Source organism: Akkermansiaceae bacterium, from assembly GCA_017798145.1.
Classification (GTDB): Bacteria; Verrucomicrobiota; Verrucomicrobiia; order Verrucomicrobiales; family Akkermansiaceae; genus Luteolibacter.
In genome coordinates this window covers 2,599,863-2,619,967 of record CP059069.1, presented here as the reverse complement: position 1 = coordinate 2,619,967, position 20,105 = coordinate 2,599,863, and the positions used below count along the sequence as shown (strand labels likewise).

Genomic DNA, 20,105 nt, shown 5'->3' with positions numbered 1-20,105 from the left:
TCGGTATAAACCCAAGCGAGGATCGAAAACGCACTGCTCCTGGAAACTCAAAGGCCGGATACGCTTGTTCAACCGTGAAATCCACCAGAATGACAAAACCAATAACGTGGCTAGCAAGGCTGCTGATACTAGGAGGATGCGTATATGCACCTGTGATACCAATGTGGTATCTGTCCACAACCTCACTACCAGCCCCCATATGGCTGTTGTTGGCAACCCAAGGCTGGCTATCAGGATCACTGTGTCTTTTAGCTTCGACATGGATTGATGAGAAAATTTCTTCGCAGAACAGATGTATTAGTTCCGCCCAGCTTGTGATATCGGGCGGGATAGTCTTCCAGTATGGGAGCGGGAAATCGTTGGAAGATCAAGGCTTTTCGCGCGGGGGCGTGTCCATATCGGGCGGCGGAGGGTGGCGGTTTTGCGCGGGGTTGCGGTGAAGGCGTTCGTTCCGTCAGGCATCTGTGATGGTCATAGATGGTTGAATACCAGAATTTACGAAGCGTGATGAAAAACCTTGATTGCAAACACCTTTCAAACGAACAGTGTTCCGATGATAGGTTCGCATGCCGACTGGAGATCGGATCTCGAGGCTTCCCGGGATCTCACGGATCAGGAAAAGCAAAACCACGTGTTTTTGCTGGCGTGGTATGAGCACTGGAGGCTGGGGCAGGGTTTGGAGCCGGTCAGGGCATCGGCGGTGAGATTCTGGAATGAGCAGGTGATCACCAAGCCGCGCAAGGATTGGCAGCTGGAGCGCTGGGCGGTGGCGATGCGCTGGCACAGGCGGTGGCTGGAGCTATGTGCTCAGAACGGGCGCGAGCCGCGCTCACTGGGAGAAAGGCTGCACCGTGCGGTGATGCTGGCGGGGGCGTGGCGCGGGTTCGCCCTGCGCACCCGGCAGACCTACGCGGGCTGGATGGCGCGCTACGGCGAGTGGGTGGCCGGTGCGGAAGAGGCCATGGATACGGAACGCGGCGGCGCGTGGCTGGCAGAGCTGGTGGACAAGGGAAAGGTGAGCTTCGCAACGCAGAAACAGGCGCTCAATGCGCTGGCGTTTTTCTTCAGGGACGTGTGCCGCAAGGAGGAGGTGTTGTTCGATGTGAGGCTGCGGCGGACGGAAAGGCGGACACCGGTGGTCATGAGCGCGAAGGAAGTGGTGGCGCTGCTCGACAAGCTGGAACTGCGCCACCGCCTGATGGCGGAGATGCAGTATGGGGGCCGGGCTGCGGCTCAGGAGCTCGTCTCGCTGCGGGTGCAGGATGTTGACAGGGCGCGCGGGCAGGTGGTGGTGCGGGGCGGCAAGGGCGACAAGGATCGCGTGACGGTTACCCTACCCAAACGGGTCAAGGAAAGCCTGGATGCGATCTGGGGAGATCTGCGCGCCGTTCACGGAAAAGACCGCGCGGAAGGGGTGCCGGGTGTCGCATTGCCGACGGCGCTTGCCAGGAAAATGTCGAAGGCGGGGGAGAGATGGGAATGGTTCTGGATCTTTCCTGCCGACCACTTGTCGCGCGATCCGGAAACGGGCATCGAGCGACGGCACCATATGCATGCCAAGGTTTACGGCGAGGCGATCACGAGGGCTGCCAGAAAGGCAGGGGTGGAAAAAAGGGTGACGAGTCATGTGCTTCGGCATTGTTTCGCGACCCATCTGCTGGAGGGCGGGACGGATATCCGGACTCTGCAGGAACTGCTCGGACACGCGGATGTGAAGACGACGGAGATCTAGCACGCACGTGGCGGAGGATGTGAACGGGAAAGGTGTGCGGAGCCCGCTGGATGCGTTGGGCGCGCAGGGCAACCGCATTTAGGATATTCCGAGGAAGGCGGAGAGGCGTGCCGGATTGGATCCGGCGGCGCCTCGCTCCTGACAACGCCACTCACCCGGCAGGCCGTTGGGCGGCTCGGGAGGGAGCGCAATACAAGGGGACAGGTTCGAGGAGCTGGGAGAGGTGGAGTGGGAAGTGAGAAGGGGGTGGCCTCGGGCAGGGGAGGGCGACGGTCGCCGAGAGATCCTTGCGATGAGCCGCACTCGGGGCGTTCCATCTCTCGGTGGTAGAGAGTCCGCTGACCTTGCCGCCCGGTTTCTCGCTTGGCGCAGGAAGATGCCCGCATCCTTTGCGGGCTTTTCGGCTTGGGGGCGGATGGCTTTTTTGCGGCTCAGTGGGCGAGCGGGTTCTCTCCGGAGGCGTCGCCGAGGTGGGCTTGTTCCTGGGTTAGGAATTTCTTGAAGCGGGATCCAGAACACGCGTCTTCACTGCTTCGTCCAGATCCGAGTGTTCAGATCCAGCGTTTCGGTGATGTGCAGGACGATCATCAATTGGGACAGAAAGGTTTCGAGCACCGCCACATCGCCCGCCGGGACGGACATGTTCGGCTCGAACCAATTCTCTTTCATCGGGATCGCCAGATGCAGGAAGGAATCGAGGAAGGCCGCACGGATGGCGGAATTCCATTGGCCCCGCAAGGCCAGGAAACGCTCCTGCATATCCGGTGTCAGCAGGTAGCGGGCTGCCTGCTGGTCGGTCGCGGTGACCTTGAAGGCGCTCTCGAATTGCGGGTTCTCGAGGCGCACCAGGTCGCCGGAAACGCCCTGCAGCTTCCTGCCGATCCATCCGAAGTTCGCCTCCGCCACATCCGGCACGATTTTCACCCGGCAGCTGAAGTCCTTGTGGAAATCCGCAACCAGGTAGATGCCTTTGAACACGGTGACCCATTTGGTGCTGTTTCTTCCTTCGGAGTCCGTGGTGGTTTCCTTTCGCTCGACATGCAGCTGGCTGAAGATGAGATCCGTGGCACCGCAGCGGCCAGTGAAGCAGTCCTCGCCATTGTAGCGGTCGATGCGGGAGCCGAAGAGCCCGCCGTTTTCGAAAGTATGCTCCGGCAGCATGGATTCCGGCAGATATGAGATCCCCGGCACGGCGATGCTCGCCGCCTCGGTGAACACGCCCTTCTTGAACGCGGCGAGGTATGCCTTTTTCGCCCCGCCTCCAACCAGCAAATGGACAAGCAAGGCCACGATGGAAAAGAAACCTCCGGCCAAAATCCCTGGTACGGCAGTCTCGGCGCCAGCCGCCATGATCAGGAGCGCGACCACCCAGCCGATCCCAGCGATCCCCAAGGCGATCCAGATGGCTCTGCCACGCTTCGCGATCGCCTCGCGGCGCGCGATCTCCAGCCTGTCGGTGAGAGGCCGCATGCTCTGCGCGATGGCATGAGCATCCGGCCGCCAATTCACCGCATTTCCTTCAGAAACGGACATCCGGCGCCTCCCTTTCCGCGATAGCGATCTCGAATTCCGGCTTCCTCGCAAACCTGAAAATCCCGGCCACCAGGGAAGAAGGGAACATCTCGACGGTGTTGTTGTAGTCCATCACCGAGGCGTTGTAGGTGCGGCGGGCGGCGGCGATCTGCGCTTCGCATTCGGAGAGCTGCCGCTGCAGCATCAGGAAATGCGCGCTGGCCTTGAGATCGGGATAGGCCTCCGCGCGGGCGACCAGGATGCCCAGGGAGTGCTGCAGGGTTTCCTGTGCCTGCCAGTCGGCGCCGGGTGCCGCCGCATGGTTCCGGGCGAGCGTGACGTTCTCCAGCGCCTCGCGCTCATGCTCCGCGTATCCCCGGACTGTCTCGACGAGGTTTGGGACGAGGTCGAAGCGTTTTTTCAGCTGTACGTCGATCGTGGCGAAGGCCAGCCGCACCTGGTTGCGGTGGTTGACGAGGGAGTTGTAGACAAGCAGCACCCAGATGCCGGGCAGCAGCAGCAAGCAAAGCCATCCCCACAGATGTTCCATGAAGGTTACGTATCAGGGCAAGCCCCGGTGCGCCAAGGAGGAATTGCCGAGCGAGTTCTCGACATTTTTACCAAAAGCGGATTGGATAGCGCGATATGGAACAGCCACCGCCGCTCACCCCGCAGGAAATGGCCGCTGCACAGGGATCGGGCTATCATCAGCTCGGCCAGCCGCAATCGGTGAAGATCCTTGGGATCTTTCACCTCATCCTCGGTGCCTACGGCCTGGCGACCACGGCGATCGGCACTTATGTAGCATTTGCGGGGAACCCATTCCTCGGATTGATGCCCAAGACCCCGGAGATGGCCGCACAAGCCCAGATTCAGGCGGAAATGCAGGAGAAAGTGATGCCCGCAACCATCATCGGACTAGTCATGGCGCTGATCATCACCGCCCTGATCATCGTGGCAGGCATCAAGCTCCTCAAGAAGCGCAGGGACGGGCTGAAATGGTCCAACATGTACGCCTGGACATCACTTGCCGGGAAAGCGGTGAGCCTCGTCCTGGCCTTTGCCTACACCATTCCCATGATGAAGGAAATGACCTCCGCCATGTCGGGTGGTGCCGGGGCGATGCCGGTCGCGTTCGGCTCCATGATGGTGGTGACCACCGTACTCAGCGTCGTCGTGATGTGCTCCTATCCCATCCTCTGCCTCATCCTGCTCAACCGCCCCGCCACCAAGCAGTGGTTCGCCGCGCAGCCGGAATGAGCCATGGATGTCCTGCGGAAATTCCCGGTGCGCTGCGCCCTCGCCGCCTTTTCCGGGCTGGTTTATGCGCAGGCATTTCCGCCGCTGGATTGGGGTTGGATGGTCTTGCCGGGATTCTGCGGGCTGCTGCTCGCACTCGATGGCCAGAGCGGTCGGCCGGCAGTGATGCTCGGCCTGCTCCACGGAGTCTGCGCGTATGGGGCCGGCCTGACATGGGTGCTGAATCTCTTCGGCCCGGTGGCGCTCATCCTTTGGTGTGTGCTCGCCGTTTTCACGGTTCTCTTCGCAGCCATCCACGGCGCGGCGCAACTGCGCGGCATGGGCGGCTTGAGGCTCGCACTCTGCACCGCCATCAGCTGGGGTGCCCTGGAGTTCATCCGCGCGGAGATTTTCCCGCTGAAATTTCCGTGGATGTCCGCAGGCCTCGCCGTTGGCCCTAACTTATTGCTGCCATGGATCGGCGTCTATGGGGTGGGCACCATCGTGATTTTCGCAGCAGCGGCACTGACCGGGCGGATGTGGAAATCCGCCTCCGCCAGCCTCGCCGTCCTGTTTGCCGCCGTCCTCCTTTCCAGCCCGCACCACTCCCCGGTGTCCGATGAGGAAAACGCCGTCAGCATGGGCGGCTTGCAGTTTGAAAACGTGACCATCGCCGCGTTCGTGGAGGCCACGGAAAAACTGCCCGCCGGCATCGATCACGTCGTCTGGCCGGAATACGCCGTCCCTTTCGATGTCCGTAAAAACAAGCGCGAATGGGAAGGCCTGTTAGATCTCTGCCGTGAAAAATGCATCACCCTGACCCTCGGCACCCAGTCACGCCCTGGCGGCGGCGCGGAATGGCGGAACATCGCCCTGACCATGGACGCAAGCGGCGCGCTGGGTGAGCACAACAAGAACCACACGGTCCATTTCTTCGACGATGGCATCGCGGGTGAAACCGCCCTGCCCATCACCACGCCGCACGGCAAGGTCGGCACGCCGATCTGCTTCGATGGCGACTACGAGGGGGTCATCCGCAGGATGACCGCGGCCGGGGCGGAGTATATCGTCGTACCAACCATGGATGCCGAGCCATGGGGGAAAATCCAGCACGACCAGCACGCAGAGCTAACCCGCATCCGCGCAGCGGAGAACGGCAGGTGGATTTTCGTCACCGCCACCTCCGGCATCTCCCAGCTCATCGATCCCTCCGGGCACCTCCACGCCCGCCTTGGGGCGATGGAGCAGGGCGGGATCACCGGCACCCTGAAACGCGAAACCAAGCTCACCTTCTATACGCGCTACGGCTGGCTTTTCCCATGGATCGTCCTAACAGCCGCCGCCGCCCTCTGGCTCCGGATGCTCTTCAAGCCCCCGCCATTCCACCCAGATAAAAGCGCCACCGTCACTGCAGGCGGCTTGCGTTTCACGGCACCCAAGCAGCCATGAACCCCTCCGAAGAAAGCCCGCTGTGGAACGAGATCAAGCGCCTGCGCCGGGAGCTCACCGATCTGAGCGACAGGCATCATGCGGAGTTCGCGCGCATCAGCACACGCATCACGGCGTTGGAGTCGCAGCTCGGGAAAGCGGATGCGGAGCAGCACATCGTCCCCACCCCGCCCCCGCTGCCGGAAAAACGCCCGGCCTTCATGCCGGCCCTGGCCGAGGCGCGCCTGAAACCGGAGCCGGAACATACGCAACCCAAACCCGTCCCGGAACCGCCTGCCCAAGCATCCCCCTCTCTCCCACTCGCCCCCTCCCCCGCGCCCCTCCCGGAAACCCCCTTCGAGCTCGATTTCGGAAAGGTCTGGTTCGTCCGCATCGGCATCGTCATCCTTCTAACAGGTTTGGTTTTCCTCGGCAACTACGCCTACCAGAACTGGATCCGCGAGATGCCAAACGGCGTCCGCCTCGCCGCGCTTTTCGCCTGCGCGCTGGCTCTTGTGGAAACCGGAAGACGCCTCGCGAACAAGGAAAGCCTCAGCCGCTTCGGCGAGGTGCTGCTGGCTGGCGGCATGGCGTTTTTCTACTACTGCACCTTTGCCGCGCATCATGTCGCGCGGCTCCGCGTGATTGATAGCCCCGCCTTCGGAGCCGTGATGCTTTCCGCCGCCGCCCTTTCCATTGCCGCCGTCTCATGGCTGCGCCAGGCGAAGGCCACCGCCATCCTCGGCATCGTCCTCGCCTCCTACGCCACCATGCTTCAGCCGATCGGATGGATGTCCTGCTTTTCCAATCTCCTGCTCGGCGGCCTCGGCCTGTTCTTCATGCTCCGCCCCGGCTGGTCAGGCCCCGGCTGGGCTTCCATGCTCGGGACTTACGGCGCGTTCCTCGGCTGGCAGTTGCTCGGTGCCTCCGGTGGAAATGTCCGCTCGGATGATCCCGCCACGCTCTGGTTCCTCCCTCCGGTGTGGGTCATGTTCGCCATCCCTGGTGCCGTGAACCGCTTCCGCGAAAGCCTTTCCGACCGCGCCTGTGCATGGTTCACCGCCGCAAATAACGCCCTATTCTTCTTCCTCTTTTCCGGCGTATGGCTGCATCAGAACGGCGATGACAACTACTGGAAGGTCGCCGCCGTTTTCGGCACCATCCTCATCGCCCTCGGAATCCTCGGTCGCCGCCAGAACGCCACCGCCGGAGGCGTAAACATCGGCCAGGGCATAGCGCTCGCCACCTTCGCGATGATCCTGAAACTGGAAGGCCAGAACCTCGCGCTTGTCCTCGCCTTCGAGGCGCTCGCGCTGGCCATCGCCGCATGGAAATACCGCGGGAAATGCGAGTCGGTTTTCTCGCTCCTGTGCGGGCTCGGCGCGACGGGGATCATCCTCGCCCACAACGATTTTTCCCATTTCCTCCACGGACACGTGCCAGTCCCGGTCTGGAGCGCGGCAATTACTGCAGCCCTGGTGGTGGCGACTTCCGTAATCACCGCGAAGGGATCCGGCGATGGTTCGCCGTTCGGGAAATTCATGCGTGTTTCCGCCTGCCTCCTCTGCGTGGCCGCCGCATTGATCGCCAGCCATCTCTGCGTGTCCCGGCTTGATGATCCGTGGAAACTCGTCACCGCGATTGCGCTCTCCGTTGCGCTTTCCCTCGCCACGCTCAAGCTCGATCCAGAACGCCTGATGCCGGAAGTTCCGTGGGCTTCCCTCTGGTTCCTCACGCTCGCCGCATACCTCGGCTTCGCCGAAACCCTCACCTGGCCGCTCGCCTTCGCCGCCGCACTATCCCTCGTCGGCACATGGCTCTGGCACCGCCCCGAGGAAATCGATGGGCCGCCCTACGATCTCGCCGCGAACCGGGGCATCCCCGCCTATGCCTTCGCCTTCGCCACACCCATTTTCCTCTCCCTGGCCTGCGCGGACATCGCCCGAATCCCCGAGCTGTTAGGCAACCAGATCGCCGCCACGCTGCTCGTCCCCATCGCCATCCTGCTGCGCTGCAAGCGCCTCACATTGGCCGCGGCCCTGTATTCGCTTTTCTCCCTGGCCTATCTGCTGATTCCGCCGATTGGGAGCGCCCCCGTGATTTTCGGCACGTCTTCCCTCGCCGCGCTATCCGCAGGCGCCCTCCTCAGCCCTTGGGGGAGACGCATGGGCGGTGAACGGCCCGGCTTGGCCATCATCATTTTCCGCCTCTCCGCCTTCATCAGCTACTGCGCCGCGTGGCACCAGGCCGCGCCCGGTGCGTGGACGGATTTCCTGGCGATCACCTGCATCATCCTCACCGCGGTATCCGTGATCATGAAACGGAAAATGTTCGTCGAGTGCCTCGGCCTGATCGCCATCGCCCTGGCGGGCCTGATCGGCGCGATGATATCCACCCCGTGGCGGGTGCTTGCCGATGCCGCAGATTGGCGCGGCGTCCTCGTGATCATCGCCATGCTCGCCCTGACCCTGAGCTATCGCCACCGCCCGGCACTCATCGCCGATCCTCAGGCCAGGAAATCCGCCATCGCCGCGCTGGCCGCCATCACCTGCCTCATCACCGCCCTCTGGGCCACTCAGATGCTGGTCTGGCGCTTCGGCTGGAAGCCGACCGCCGTGCTCTGGACGATCCTTGGCTTCGCCTTCGTCAGCGCCGGGCTGTGGCAGCGCCTTCACATTTTCCGCGTCTCCGGATTCATGCTGCTGCTGCTTTCCTTCGGCAAGCTCTTCGCGGTCGACGTCTGGGATTTCACCGCCTTCATGCGCGTCGCCTCCTTCATCGTCCTTGGTGCCGCACTGATCCTGCTCGGGCTTTTCTACAACAAATTCGCGGAAGCCATCAAAGCCCTGCTCGATGACGAGCGGGGGATGGGGGCTTAGTGCGAGCACGCCTGCGCTTCCGGATCGCCTCTTTTTCGCCATTGCCCCGGCGGCGGCGTCTCCCTAGGTTTTTCGGGAGACCAACCCATGAGCGCGAAGAAATCCAAAAGACCCGCATCCGACCACACCGCCGCATTGACCGCGGTCCATAAGCCATCGAAGGAGTTTTCAAAAAAAGCCCGCATCGGATCGATGGCCGGGTATGAAAAGCTTTACAAACACTCCATCGAGAAACCGGAGAAATTCTGGGCGTCCGAGGCGAAGGAACTCACCTGGCAGAAACCGTTTTCTCAGGTGCTCAAATGGAAGGCACCAGATGCGCAGTGGTTCCTCGGAGGGAAAATCAACGTCGCGGAGAACTGCGTGGACCGCCACGCCACCGGCCCGCGGGCGAACAAGGCGGCGATCATCTGGGAGGGCGAGCCGGGGGATACCCGCACGATCACCTACGCCCAGCTCCACCGCGAAGTCTGCAAGTTCGCCAACGTCCTGCTCGCGCGCGGCGTGAAATCGAAAGACCGCGTTCTCATCTACATGCCCATGATCCCGGAGGCGGCCGTCGCGATGCTCGCCTGCGCCCGCATCGGCGCGGTGCACAATGTCGTTTTCGGCGGCTTCGCATCGGACTCCATCGTGGACCGGCTGGAGGACTCCGGGGCGACGGCCATCATCACCGCCGACGGCGGCTGGCGTCGCGGCAAGGTCGTCCCGCTCAAGCCTGTCGTCGATGAGGCGCTGAAGAAATACACGGAGATCACCAATATCTTCGTCGTCAACCGCACCGGCAACGAGGTCTCCATGGAGGCGCGCACGCGACCACTGGTGGCACGAGGAAATGGCGGGAGCCTCCGCGAAACATGAGCCGAAAGGCTTCGATTCCGAACATCCGCTTTTCATCCTCTACACATCCGGCTCCACCGGAAAGCCCAAGGGCATACTCCACACCTCCGGCGGCTACCTCACAGGCACCTACGCCACCTGCAAATACATCTTCGATATGCGCGACGAGGATGTCTATTGGTGCACCGCCGATGTCGGCTGGATCACCGGCCACTCCTACATCGTCTATGGCCCGCTGGCCAATGGCGTCACCCAAGTGATGTATGAGGGCGCGCCGAACGAGCCGGATTGGGGGCGGTTCTGGAAAATCATCGAGGAGCACCGCGTGACCATCCTCTACACCGCCCCGACCGCGATCCGCGCCTTCATCAAGGCGGGCGACGAGTTCCCCGACAAACACGACCTCACCTCGCTCCGCCTCCTCGGCTCCGTCGGCGAGCCGATCAACCCCGAGGCCTGGCACTGGTACCATACGAAAATCGGCGGCGGCAGATGCCCCATCGTAGATACCTGGTGGCAAACTGAAACCGGAGCCATCCTCATCTCGCCCATCCCCGGCGCCACCCCGTGCATCCCCGGCACCGCCACCCGTCCCTTCTTCGGCATCGACGCCGCCATCCTCGACGACGAAGGCAACGAATGCCCGCCCAACGTCGATGGCCGCCTCGTGATCCGCAAGCCGTGGCCGTCCATGACCCGGACGATCTACGGCGACAAGGCCCGGTTCAAGAAAACCTATTTCGCCGACTACCCGGGCCTCTACACCGCCGGTGACGGCGCCCGCCGCGACAAGAAAGGCAATTTCTGGATCATCGGCCGCCTCGACGACGTGCTCAACGTCTCCGGCCACCGCCTCGGCACGGCGGAGATCGAAAGCGCCCTCGTCGCCCATCCATCCGTCGCCGAAGCTGCGGTCGTCGGCCGACCCCACGATCTCAAGGGCCAGGCGGTCGCCGCCTTCGTGACCCTCAAAACCGGATTCGATGCCTCCCCGGAACTCGAGAGCGGGCTACGCAACCACGTCGGCAAGGTCATCGGTGCCATCGCCAAGCCGGATGACATCCATTTCACTCCCGCCTTGCCAAAAACCCGCTCCGGGAAAATCATACGTCGGCTCCTCAAGGAGCTGGTCGCCACCGGAACCATCTCGGGCAGCGTGACCACACTGGAAGACATCGGCGTGATCGAACACCTCAAAGACCTGCTCAAGAAGTAACCACCGCCGCATGACGCCCGCCAGATATCTCATTTGTCGCATCGCGCAGACCTTCGGCTACCACCGGAAGAACTTGCGGATGGGTGACGCAGCTGCGGAGATGCACCTTCTCAAGGAAGCGGAATCCTACCTGGGAAAAGCGGTTTGGGAACGTGTGGAGGACATCGAGGAGCTTTCCGTGGAATACTGGAACCTGCGCAAGCTGATCAAGGAACGCGAGCGGGTGGCCGGGGAACTTGAGAAATGCAGCGAAGCACTTGCAAAGGCGCACGAGGAAAGGTCGGGGCTGCTCGGCATTTCCAACCAGCCCTTCCAGGATCTCCTCGACGAGCGCCAGAAAGTGCTTGGCACCCTCGAGGATCTTGCCCGGGAGCGGGACATCGTCGTCGCCAAGGCAAGGGACATTCGCAGGCTCTACGACGGCATCAAGACCAAGGAAGAGGTGCTGACCTCCGAGGGCAACCACAGCCCCGAGGAGCTGCAAAAGATTTCCGAAAGGCTCTACGAACTGAAACGCGATTTCTCCGCACTCAAAACCGAGCGCCATGTCATTGCGGAAAAAATCACCGCTGGCGACGCCCAGATCGACTTGATCGACGCGGAAATCCTCGTCCGCAAGAAAGAGCGCCGCGAGAAAGCTTCCGAGGCTTTCCAGCACATCGGTGACGCAAACCAGGAAATGTCCACGCTGCGGGCGGAGCTCGGTGTCCTGGACACCCAGATGCGCCAGCTCTATTCCGAGATCGGACGGCATGTGAGCCGCAACGTTTCTCTCAACGCCGCCTGCAAGAAAGCCGCGAAGGAACACCAAGGCTTGGTCGATGTCATGGGTGCGCTCCGCAAATCCATCGCGATGAACCACAAGCTCGCAGAGAACGCATGACATCCGGTACTTCCGCCGGTGCGGCTTTTCACACGGCTGCGCAGCCCCTTCTCTTTACAATCCGGCATATCCCTGCCAAACCCCTGAAAGTTTAAGCAACTCGCACGCGCACATGCCAAAAGACACCTCGATCCGCAAAATTCTCGTCATCGGCTCCGGCCCCATCGTCATCGGCCAAGGCTGTGAGTTCGACTACTCCGGAGTCCAGGCCTGCAAAGCCCTCAAGGAGGAAGGCTACGAGGTCATTTTGGTGAACTCGAACCCCGCCACGATCATGACCGATCCGGAGTTCGCCCACCGCACCTACATCGAGCCGATCACCCCCGAAGTCGTCGAGAAAATCATCATCCGTGAGAAACCGGACGCACTCCTTCCCACCCTCGGAGGACAGACCGCACTCAACACCTCGATGTCGCTTTTCAAATCGGGCACCCTCGGGAAGCACGGGGTGAAAATGATCGGAGCCAACGCCGAGGCCATCGACAAGGGCGAGGACAGGCACCTTTTCAAGGAGGCGATGGAAAAAATCGGGCTCGATATGCCACGCTCCGGCATCGCCCGCACCATGGAGGAAGGCCGCGAGGTTGCTGCGGAGATCGGAACCTTCCCCCTCATCGTCCGCCCCGCCTTCACCCTCGGCGGACAGGGCGGCGGCATCGCCTACAACAAGGACGAGTTCGAGGAAATCGTCCACCGCGGCCTCGATCTCTCGCCCGTTTCGGAAGTCCTCATCGACGAGTCCCTGCTCGGCTGGAAGGAATTCGAAATGGAAGTCATGCGCGACTGCGCGGACAACTGCGTGGTCATCTGCTCGATCGAGAACCTCGATCCCATGGGCGTCCACACCGGGGACTCGATCACCGTCGCGCCCATCCAGACCCTCACCGACCGCGAATACCAGATCATGCGCGACGCCTCCTTCGCCGTGATCCGCGAGATCGGCGTGGAAACCGGCGGCTCGAACATCCAGTTCGCCACATGCCCGAAGAGCGGCCGCATGATCGTCATCGAGATGAATCCCCGCGTCTCCCGCTCCTCCGCGCTCGCCTCGAAGGCCACCGGTTTCCCCATCGCGAAAATCGCCGCCAAACTCGCCGTCGGCTACACCCTCGACGAGCTGCCTAACGACATCACCCGCGTCACCCCAGCTTCCTTCGAACCTACCATCGATTACGTCGTCACGAAAATCCCGCGCTTCACCTTCGAGAAATTCCCTACTGCAAATGCAGTGCTTACCACCTCGATGAAGTCCGTGGGCGAGGCCATGTCCATCGGCCGCACCTTCAAGGAGTCCATGCAGAAATGCCTGCGCTCCCTCGAAACCGGCCGCTGGGGCTTCGGCTTCGACAACAAGGATCCGAAATCACCGACCAAGGACGAGATCACCCGCAAGCTGCAGATCCCGAATGCCGAGCGCATTTTCTGGCTGCAGACCGCTTTCGTGAACGGCTGGACCCTGGAAGAGGTTTTCGACGCGACGAACATCGACCCATGGTTCCTCCGCCACCTCCAGCAGATCGCCGAGGAAGGCAAGAATCTCGCCAAGCTCGATCTCAAGCAGGCCAAGAAACTCGGCTTCTCCGACCGCCAGATTGCGAAAGCGAAATCCACCACGGAAGATGAAGTCCGCGCCGAGCGCAAATCCAAGGGCATCATTCCGACCTACCGCCTGGTCGATACCTGTGCCGCGGAGTTCGAGGCTTACACCCCGTATTTCTACTCCACCTACGGCGACGAGAACGAAGCCCGGCAGTCCGACAAAAAAAAGATCATCATCCTCGGTGGCGGTCCGAACCGCATCGGCCAGGGCATCGAGTTCGATTACTGCTGCGTCCACGCCGCCTTCGCGCTCAAGGAGCTCGGCTACGAGACGATCATGGTGAACTCGAACCCCGAGACCGTCTCCACCGACTACGACACCTCGGACAAGCTCTTCTTCGAGCCGCTCACACTGGAGGACGTATACCAACATCTGCGACCAGGAAAAGCCCCACGGCGTCATCGTCCAGTTCGGCGGCCAAACCCCGCTCAACCTCGCCGCAGACCTCGAGCGCCACGGCGTGCCCATCATCGGCACCTCACCGAAAAACATCGAGCTCGCGGAGGATAGGAAATTTTTCTCCGCCCTGCTCGACAAGCTCAACCTCAAGCAGGCGGAAGCCGGGACCGCCACCAACGAATCGGAAGCGATCGAGGTCGCGAACCGCATCGGCTATCCAGTGCTTGTCCGCCCGTCCTTCGTTCTCGGCGGTCGCGCGATGATGATCGTTTACTCCGACGCAGAGCTTTCCACCTACATGCGCGAGGCCGTCACCGCCTCCCCGGAGCGCCCCGTGCTCGTCGACCGTTTCCTCGACAACGCCACCGAGATCGATGTCGATTGCATCAGCGATGGCGAGACCTCTGTGGTAGGCGCGGTCATGCAGCACATCGAGCAGGCCGGCATCCACTCCGGAGACTCCGCCTGCGTCATCCCCGCCTTCTCCATCTCTGACAACATCAAGGCGCAGATTGACAAGGCCGCCAAAGACCTCGCCCGCGAGCTGGAAGTACGCGGCCTGATGAACATCCAGTTCGCAGTCAAGGACGAGGAGCTCTATGTCATCGAGGTCAATCCCCGAGCCTCCCGCACAGTGCCTTTTGTCAGCAAGGCCACCGGGGTTTCCCTCGCCAAGCTCGCTGCAAAAATCATGGTCGGCGAAAAACTCGCCGATATGGGTTACACGGAAACCATCGTCCCGCAACACTTCTCCGTGAAGGAAGCCGTGTTCCCATGGAACCGCTTCCCCGGCATTGACATCGTCCTTGGCCCGGAAATGAAATCCACCGGTGAGGTCATGGGCATCGATGCCGATTGGGGCATGGCCTACGCGAAGTCCCAGATGGCGGCCTTCAACTCGCTCCCCACCGAGGGCAAGGTCTTCCTATCCGTCGCCGACCGCGACAAGGAACGTGCCGTCACCATCGCCCGCGACCTCCACCAGCTTGGCTTCACGATCTGCTCGACCGGCGGCACATTGGCGAAACTCGCCGAGGCTGGCATTCCCGCCGAGCGTGTCTACAAAGTCCTTGAGCAGGCGCGCCCGAACGTCATCGACATGATGAAGAACAACGAGATCCACTTCCTCATCAACACCCCTGCAACCCACGAGTCCCGCGCCGACGAGATCCTGATCCGCTCCACCGCAATCGCCCAGAAAATCTCCTACGCCACCAACATGGCTGCTGCAGAAGCCACCGTGAAAGCCATGCGATCCCTCAAGGAGATCGAATTCACGGTGCAGAGCATCCAGGAGTACCACGCGTGATTCCCCTGCCTGGCTCTTTGCCGCCGGAAACAAAAAACCCCGGATTCCTTTCTGGAAATCCGGGGCTTTGAAAGTGGTACACTCGAAGGGATTCGAACCCCTGACCTCCTGATTCGTAGTCAGGCGCTCTATCCAGCTGAGCTACGAGTGCGTTCGCAGAGTTGCTGCGGGCGCGAAAAATGGCACCTTTTTCCCACTTGTGTCAAGGCTATCGGTCGTTTTTCAGAAAAATCCCCGGCGGCTGTCCAGCTGGAACACCTGGCCGGAAGTGTGCGGCATTCTCCCCTCAAGGAAAAATATGAAATCCGCCGCCGCTTCTTTCGTGTTCAGTTGGCCGAGACGATGATCTTTCATGACGGCTTCCCTTCGCTTCGCGGAAACCCCGGCGGTCATCGCCGTTTCAAGGAATCCCGGCAGAACCGCATTGATACGTATCCCTTTGCGACCCCATGCCTCGGCAAGCGAGGAAGTCAGTCCCAACAGGGCTGCCTTCGCCGCCCCATAGGCCACCTGGCCAATCGTCGGATCGATCGCCGCATGGCTGGAAATGAAAACGACGTGCCCGCACCCTCTTTCCGCCATTCCGGGGAGCGCCGCCCGCGCGCACCTTTCCCCTGCCGTGTAGTTGAGCCCGAACACATCATCCCATGCGCTCTCCGGCATCCTCGCCAGCGGAATATCGTTCACCATGCCCGCCGCACAGACCAATACATCACAGGCCTCCCTGCGGAAAAACTCCTTCACAGCCGTCTCGTCCGAGAGATCGAGATCCCGCCTCCCGAGCTGGATTGTCTCCCACCCGTTCTCCCTGAAAACGGATGCGACCGCACCGCCCAGCCCGCCCGTCCCCCCCGTGATGATTATGCGTTTCAACGCCCGAATCCTCGCCACCAACAAGCTGTGGATAAAGGCCCAAAAACATGTGGGGAGCCGTTGGGAACCATTTCGGAGATCCGTAGCATCCGGCTTTTCGGGCATCCCGCCCTTGGCACGGCACAGCTTGTCATTCGCATGGAACACCCGATCCAGCAGTGCGGAACACGCCAATCACGGACTTGTCCACACGCTTATGATGAAGATCTTATGAGGTCAAAAGATAACATAATCATCACCCCACCCCTTGCTGGCGCCCCCACACCGAGTGGGCCGCCCCATCCATTGGGACTTGGAAAATGCCCCGGAGCTGGCATCTTGCAACCACTTTTCACCCCACCCCATGCCACCTGCCATCAAGCGCTTCCTTTCCCTGCTCACCGTCTTCGTCGTCTTTTTCCTGCTCGTGACGGCTCTGCGGACATGGCGCAACGGCGGTGAACTCGGTTCGCTCATTCCTTCGTTCCTGAAAAAACATCACAACAACCGCCCGGAAACCTTCACCCCATCCGACAAACCCGCCCTGAACCTAGGCGATGTTGAGATGCTCTCCCGGCTCAACGAGGAATACGCCCGCCTCACCCGCGCCGTTGTCCCCTCCGTCGTCAGCATCGACACCACCGGCTACCGCACCGAGAAACTCATGGATTTCTGGGGTCGCTCCCGCCTCCAGAGCTACCGCGAGCAAGGCCAGGGCTCAGGTGTCATCGTCTCCAAGGAAGGGCACATCATCACCAACCATCACGTCATCGCCGGCCAACAGAAAATCACCATCACCCTGCACGGCGGCAAAACCTACGGCGCCACCCTCATCGGCGAAGACCCGCTTCTCGACATCGCCGTCATCAAGATCGACTCCAAGGAAACCTTCACACCACTGAAACTCGGCGACTCCTCCCTCGTCGAGGTCGGCCAGCTTGTCTTTGCCGTTGGAAATCCCTTTGGCCTCGGCGAAACCGTCACCCAGGGCATCATCTCCGCCAAGGAGCGCTCGCTCTCCGACAATCAGCGCGACCTTTTCCAAACTGATGCCGCCATCAACCCAGGGAATTCCGGTGGCCCGCTGGTAAACCTGACCGGTGAGATCATCGGTATCAACGTCGCCATCTACAGCCAGGATCGCGCGAACCCCGGCTTCCAGGGAGTCGGCTTTTCCATCCCTTCCAACGAAGTCGCCGAGGCACTCGGTCAAATCATCAACCGCGGCCGACCTGTCCGCGGTTTTCTCGGAGTCCAGATGCTCGATCTCGACCCCGCCGTCCGCAGCCAGCTCGGCTACCCGGACTCCAATGGCTCCGCCGTTCTGAGCATCACGCCCGGCTCTCCCGCGGAGGGCGCAGGACTCAGGCCGGACGATGTCGTCGTCTCCTACGGCGGCCAGGTCATCAAGGACACCGCACAGCTCATCTCGCTCGTGCAGCGCTCCGCGATCGGCGAGAAAGTGACCATGGTCGCCTGGCGCAAGGGCGAGCTCGTTACCCTGGAGGCCACCATCACCGAGGCCACCACCGCACCCGTTTACACGGAGCTCGCCCCCGGCGGCAAAATGAGGGACAACGCCGATATCATACGCAGCGTCGGCGTGGAAGTCCGCGATCTCACCACCAACGAGCGCCTGCGCGGTTTCCGTGGCGTCGTCGTCAGCGCAATCATGCCCGGGGCACAGGCGGAGGGCATACTCCTTCCCGGGGATCTCATCATCGCCCTGAACAACTCCCAGATCTCCAGCTCCAACGAATTCTATCTGCACCTCGCAACCTCAGCCGCTGTCCAGGCGACCACCCTTCATCTCATCCGTGCTGGCAAACCCATCCGCCTCAGCCTACCGGCTCCCGAGAAATGATTGATCCGCCCGCCTTTCCGCGTATCCGATCTGGCGTGCACCCCGCAAAATCGTTCATCCTTCGAATTTGAAATCCCAAAACGGAAAGCTTTTATGAGCAACAAGACCGCATACTTCTTCCTCGGCCTCGCCGCCGTCCTCGCCGCCGCCGCGATCGGACTGCTCATCTGGAAACCGGGTGTGCAAGCCCCACCCGCCAAACCACCCGCCACCCCCGCCCAGCCAGCCGCACAGCCCGCGCCCGCTCCCATCGGCACCCTCGACCAGCCCGCCGAGCCGGAGACACCCGAGGAAATCCTCGAAAACCTAGGAGTCGGCCTCGCTGTGGCAGACCCTTCCGAACTCCTCACCCGCATCGGGGAAGCGCTCGAAAAAGGAGATATGGCCGCCGTTTCTAAGCTCATCGGCAAGCAGGCTCTCGATTCCGGCAACCTCGCCGCGCTCAGCGCCCTCGCTGATGCCGAACCTCTCCGCCTCCGCCGCCCCGGCGGTGTCCGTGAAATCGGCGAGCTCGAGCTCAACCGCCTGGCACGCTGGGCGCTCGAACTAGAGGAACGCGAGGCCGGACGAGACCGCATCCTCTTCGACCTCCGCAACGAAAACGGCAAATGGCTCGTCGAGAAACTCACCCTCCCACCCGCCCCAGGCCAGCCCATCCCCAAGGCTGTCCTAGCCGATTCCCTCGGCGTCGCCGATGCCTTCCTACAGGCAGTCCTCCGGCAGGACTTCGAGTTCGCCCGCGATTTCGTCGATCCCAAGACCGTTTCCGAGGCCAAGATCGCCGCCCTCTGCATTCTCTTCGAGGAAGGCGAATATCGCATGAGATCCCAGAAGCCCCTCCGCGCCATGTTCTCACGCGGCGACACCACCGGATACCTGGCCAACGTCGAGACCAAGGATGGCACCCAGTCCGCACAGTTCGCACTCAACCTCCTCCAGCCGCCGGCTCCCTCAAACTGGCTCGTCTCCGAAATCAACCTCGACTCCCTCCTTGCCGATTACGCCCAGCGTGTCGCCGGCGGCGATGCCTACTACTCCCGCTTGTCCAAAAACCCCGCCGGCGGCGAAACGCTCGCCCTCTACTTCGGCTTCGACGAGGACACTGTCAGCGACCGCACCCGCCGCCAGCTTGAGATCGTCTCCGCCATGCTCAAGGGCGATGCGGGCAAGAAAATCACCCTTAGCGGCCACACCGACGCCCTCGGCACCGCCGAATATAACGACGCCCTCTCTGCCAAGCGAGCCGCCGTCGTCCGCGACTTCCTTGCCGCAGAGGGTGTCCCCGCCGCCCAGATCATCACCCTCGCAAAAGGCGCCTCCCAGCCCCGCCGCCCAAACCTCACCGAGACGGGAGAAGACAACCCCGACGGCCGCCGTGCCAACCGCCGCACTGAAATCTACCTCGACTTCTGAAACCTGTGGGCCGGGACTTACGGTGCGCCGGATTCACATTTTTGGTACGAGACGAGGCGGCCATGGTCGATGCGGTCCCCCAAGGAAAGGATAGGGCGCTCCTCCGGGTCTGAGAATCGCTTCGGAACCCGCGGCTTCTCAAGGCATTTCAACGATATGGCATGAAATCCCCGGGAAATGTTGCAATGGCAGGTCTGCCCAATGCCTGAAATGGCGGGGGGGCTTGGATCAGTTCCCGAGCAGCATCGCGATTTCCTTGCCGTTGAGGATCGCATATTTGCCTGGCTCAAGATCACCGAGCCAGAGCTTTCCGATGCGGACGCGCAGGAGCTTGGTTACCTGGTAGCCGAGCGCTTCGAACATCACGCGGATCTGGCGCTTCGCGCCGTGGTCGAGCACGACCTTGAGGCGGCGGGCGGAAACGCGCTCGATGTTCTTCGCCTTGAGCTTGCCTTCGTCCGTGTAGACCCCGGCGAGGAACTGGTCGAGGTGGGAGTTCTCGAAGGCCTGGTTGGAGGTGACGAGGTATTCCTTTTCCACCGATTTCGATGGGTGCATGAGCTGCTGCGAGAGGTCGCCGTCGTTGGTGAGGATCAGCAGCCCTTCCGAGTCGGCGTCGAGCCGTCCGACATGATGGAGGGACTGCATGGCGGGTGGGAGTAGGTCGTAGATGGTTTGGCGGCCCAGTTCGTCGCTGCGGGTGCAGACGTATCCGCGGGGCTTGTGGAAAATGACGACGATTTCCTCCTTTGGGAAAACCCGTTTGCCATCGACGCGGACGGAGTCCTTCTCGGTGACACGGGTCGCGAGCTTGGTGCAGGGTTCGCCGTTCACCTCGATGCGTCCGGATGCGATGAGCTCATCGCAGGCACGGCGCGAACCGATGGCGCATGATGCCAGGTATTTGTTCAGTCTGACTCCCTCGGACATAAAAAAGGC

General features: G+C 61.8%; 11 protein-coding genes, 1 tRNA gene and 2 pseudogenes. 9 read left to right on the top strand and 5 right to left on the bottom strand.

Annotation, left to right across the window (positions count from 1 at the left end; genetic code table 11):
* Positions 1 to 859 precede the first annotated feature (859 nt).
* Complete coding sequence (locus tag HZ994_11195) at positions 860 to 1,732, top strand: integron integrase (GenBank protein ID QTN34378.1); 873 nt, start codon at positions 860 to 862, stop codon at positions 1,730 to 1,732.
* A 525-nt stretch (positions 1,733 to 2,257) separates the two neighbouring features.
* Here the strand turns inward: HZ994_11195 and HZ994_11190 are convergent.
* Positions 2,258 to 3,202 carry a DUF3137 domain-containing protein gene (locus HZ994_11190; protein ID QTN32866.1) on the bottom strand — a complete coding sequence of 315 codons (945 nt, stop codon included), beginning with the start codon at positions 3,200 to 3,202 and terminating at the stop codon, positions 2,258 to 2,260.
* Positions 3,203 to 3,251: 49 nt separating this feature from the next.
* Positions 3,252 to 3,794 (bottom strand): LemA family protein, encoded by a 543-nt coding sequence (locus HZ994_11185; GenBank protein QTN32865.1) that lies wholly within the window; start codon positions 3,792 to 3,794, stop codon positions 3,252 to 3,254.
* A 95-nt stretch (positions 3,795 to 3,889) separates the two neighbouring features.
* On the opposite strand from HZ994_11185, the gene HZ994_11180 reads away from it, so the two are divergent.
* The 6 genes and pseudogenes from HZ994_11180 to carB all read left to right on the top strand — a co-directional run bounded on the left by HZ994_11180 (position 3,890) and on the right by carB (position 15,037).
* Positions 3,890 to 4,504: a hypothetical protein gene (locus HZ994_11180; GenBank protein ID QTN32864.1), complete on the top strand. Its 615-nt coding sequence runs from the start codon at positions 3,890 to 3,892 to the stop codon at positions 4,502 to 4,504.
* A 3-nt stretch (positions 4,505 to 4,507) separates the two neighbouring features.
* Positions 4,508 to 5,932 (top strand): hypothetical protein, encoded by a 1,425-nt coding sequence (locus tag HZ994_11175; protein QTN32863.1) that lies wholly within the window; start codon positions 4,508 to 4,510, stop codon positions 5,930 to 5,932.
* Complete coding sequence (locus HZ994_11170) at positions 5,929 to 8,790, top strand: DUF2339 domain-containing protein (GenBank protein QTN32862.1); 2,862 nt, start codon at positions 5,929 to 5,931, stop codon at positions 8,788 to 8,790. Before HZ994_11175 ends, HZ994_11170 begins: the two co-directional genes overlap by 4 nt.
* A gap of 87 nt (positions 8,791 to 8,877) precedes the next feature.
* Positions 8,878 to 10,846 (top strand): annotated as a pseudogene (gene acs, locus HZ994_11165) (acetate--CoA ligase).
* A gap of 10 nt (positions 10,847 to 10,856) precedes the next feature.
* Positions 10,857 to 11,729 (top strand): hypothetical protein, encoded by an 873-nt coding sequence (locus tag HZ994_11160; protein ID QTN32861.1) that lies wholly within the window; start codon positions 10,857 to 10,859, stop codon positions 11,727 to 11,729.
* A gap of 112 nt (positions 11,730 to 11,841) precedes the next feature.
* Positions 11,842 to 15,037 (top strand): annotated as a pseudogene (carB, locus tag HZ994_11155) (carbamoyl-phosphate synthase large subunit).
* Positions 15,038 to 15,111: 74 nt separating this feature from the next.
* On the opposite strand, the gene HZ994_11150 reads toward carB, so the two are convergent.
* Together HZ994_11150 and HZ994_11145 are read right to left on the bottom strand one after the other, a co-directional pair.
* Positions 15,112 to 15,188: transfer RNA gene (locus tag HZ994_11150), tRNA-Arg, on the bottom strand.
* 71 nt (positions 15,189 to 15,259) lie between these two features.
* Entirely contained in the window at positions 15,260 to 15,910 is a 651-nt protein-coding gene (locus tag HZ994_11145; GenBank protein QTN32860.1) for an SDR family oxidoreductase, read from the bottom strand.
* 343 nt (positions 15,911 to 16,253) lie between these two features.
* Here HZ994_11145 and HZ994_11140 point away from each other — a divergent pair, with 343 nt between their 5' ends.
* Positions 16,254 to 17,753, top strand: coding sequence for a trypsin-like peptidase domain-containing protein (locus tag HZ994_11140; GenBank protein ID QTN32859.1), 1,500 nt, complete (start codon positions 16,254 to 16,256; stop codon positions 17,751 to 17,753).
* Between the two features lie 93 nt (positions 17,754 to 17,846).
* On the top strand, positions 17,847 to 19,166 hold the full coding sequence (locus HZ994_11135) for an OmpA family protein (protein QTN32858.1): 1,320 nt from the start codon (positions 17,847 to 17,849) through the stop codon (positions 19,164 to 19,166).
* A gap of 228 nt (positions 19,167 to 19,394) precedes the next feature.
* Here HZ994_11135 and HZ994_11130 read toward each other — a convergent pair whose 3' ends face one another.
* The gene (locus HZ994_11130; GenBank protein QTN32857.1) at positions 19,395 to 20,096 is read right to left on the bottom strand and encodes an rRNA pseudouridine synthase; all 702 of its coding nucleotides are present in this window, start codon (positions 20,094 to 20,096) and stop codon (positions 19,395 to 19,397) included.
* Between the last annotated feature and the right edge of the window lie 9 nt (positions 20,097 to 20,105).

Coding starts and splice junctions, on each gene's coding strand:
- HZ994_11130 (QTN32857.1), bottom strand. CDS start 20,096: ATGTCCGAGGGAGTCAGACTGAACAAATACCTGGCATCATGCGCCATC.
- HZ994_11170 (QTN32862.1), top strand. CDS start 5,929: ATGAACCCCTCCGAAGAAAGCCCGCTGTGGAACGAGATCAAGCGCCTG.
- HZ994_11135 (QTN32858.1), top strand. CDS start 17,847: ATGAGCAACAAGACCGCATACTTCTTCCTCGGCCTCGCCGCCGTCCTC.
- HZ994_11160 (QTN32861.1), top strand. CDS start 10,857: ATGACGCCCGCCAGATATCTCATTTGTCGCATCGCGCAGACCTTCGGC.
- HZ994_11185 (QTN32865.1), bottom strand. CDS start 3,794: ATGGAACATCTGTGGGGATGGCTTTGCTTGCTGCTGCTGCCCGGCATC.
- HZ994_11175 (QTN32863.1), top strand. CDS start 4,508: ATGGATGTCCTGCGGAAATTCCCGGTGCGCTGCGCCCTCGCCGCCTTT.
- HZ994_11140 (QTN32859.1), top strand. CDS start 16,254: ATGCCACCTGCCATCAAGCGCTTCCTTTCCCTGCTCACCGTCTTCGTC.
- HZ994_11195 (QTN34378.1), top strand. CDS start 860: ATGCTGGCGGGGGCGTGGCGCGGGTTCGCCCTGCGCACCCGGCAGACC.
- HZ994_11180 (QTN32864.1), top strand. CDS start 3,890: ATGGAACAGCCACCGCCGCTCACCCCGCAGGAAATGGCCGCTGCACAG.
- HZ994_11190 (QTN32866.1), bottom strand. CDS start 3,202: ATGCGGCCTCTCACCGACAGGCTGGAGATCGCGCGCCGCGAGGCGATC.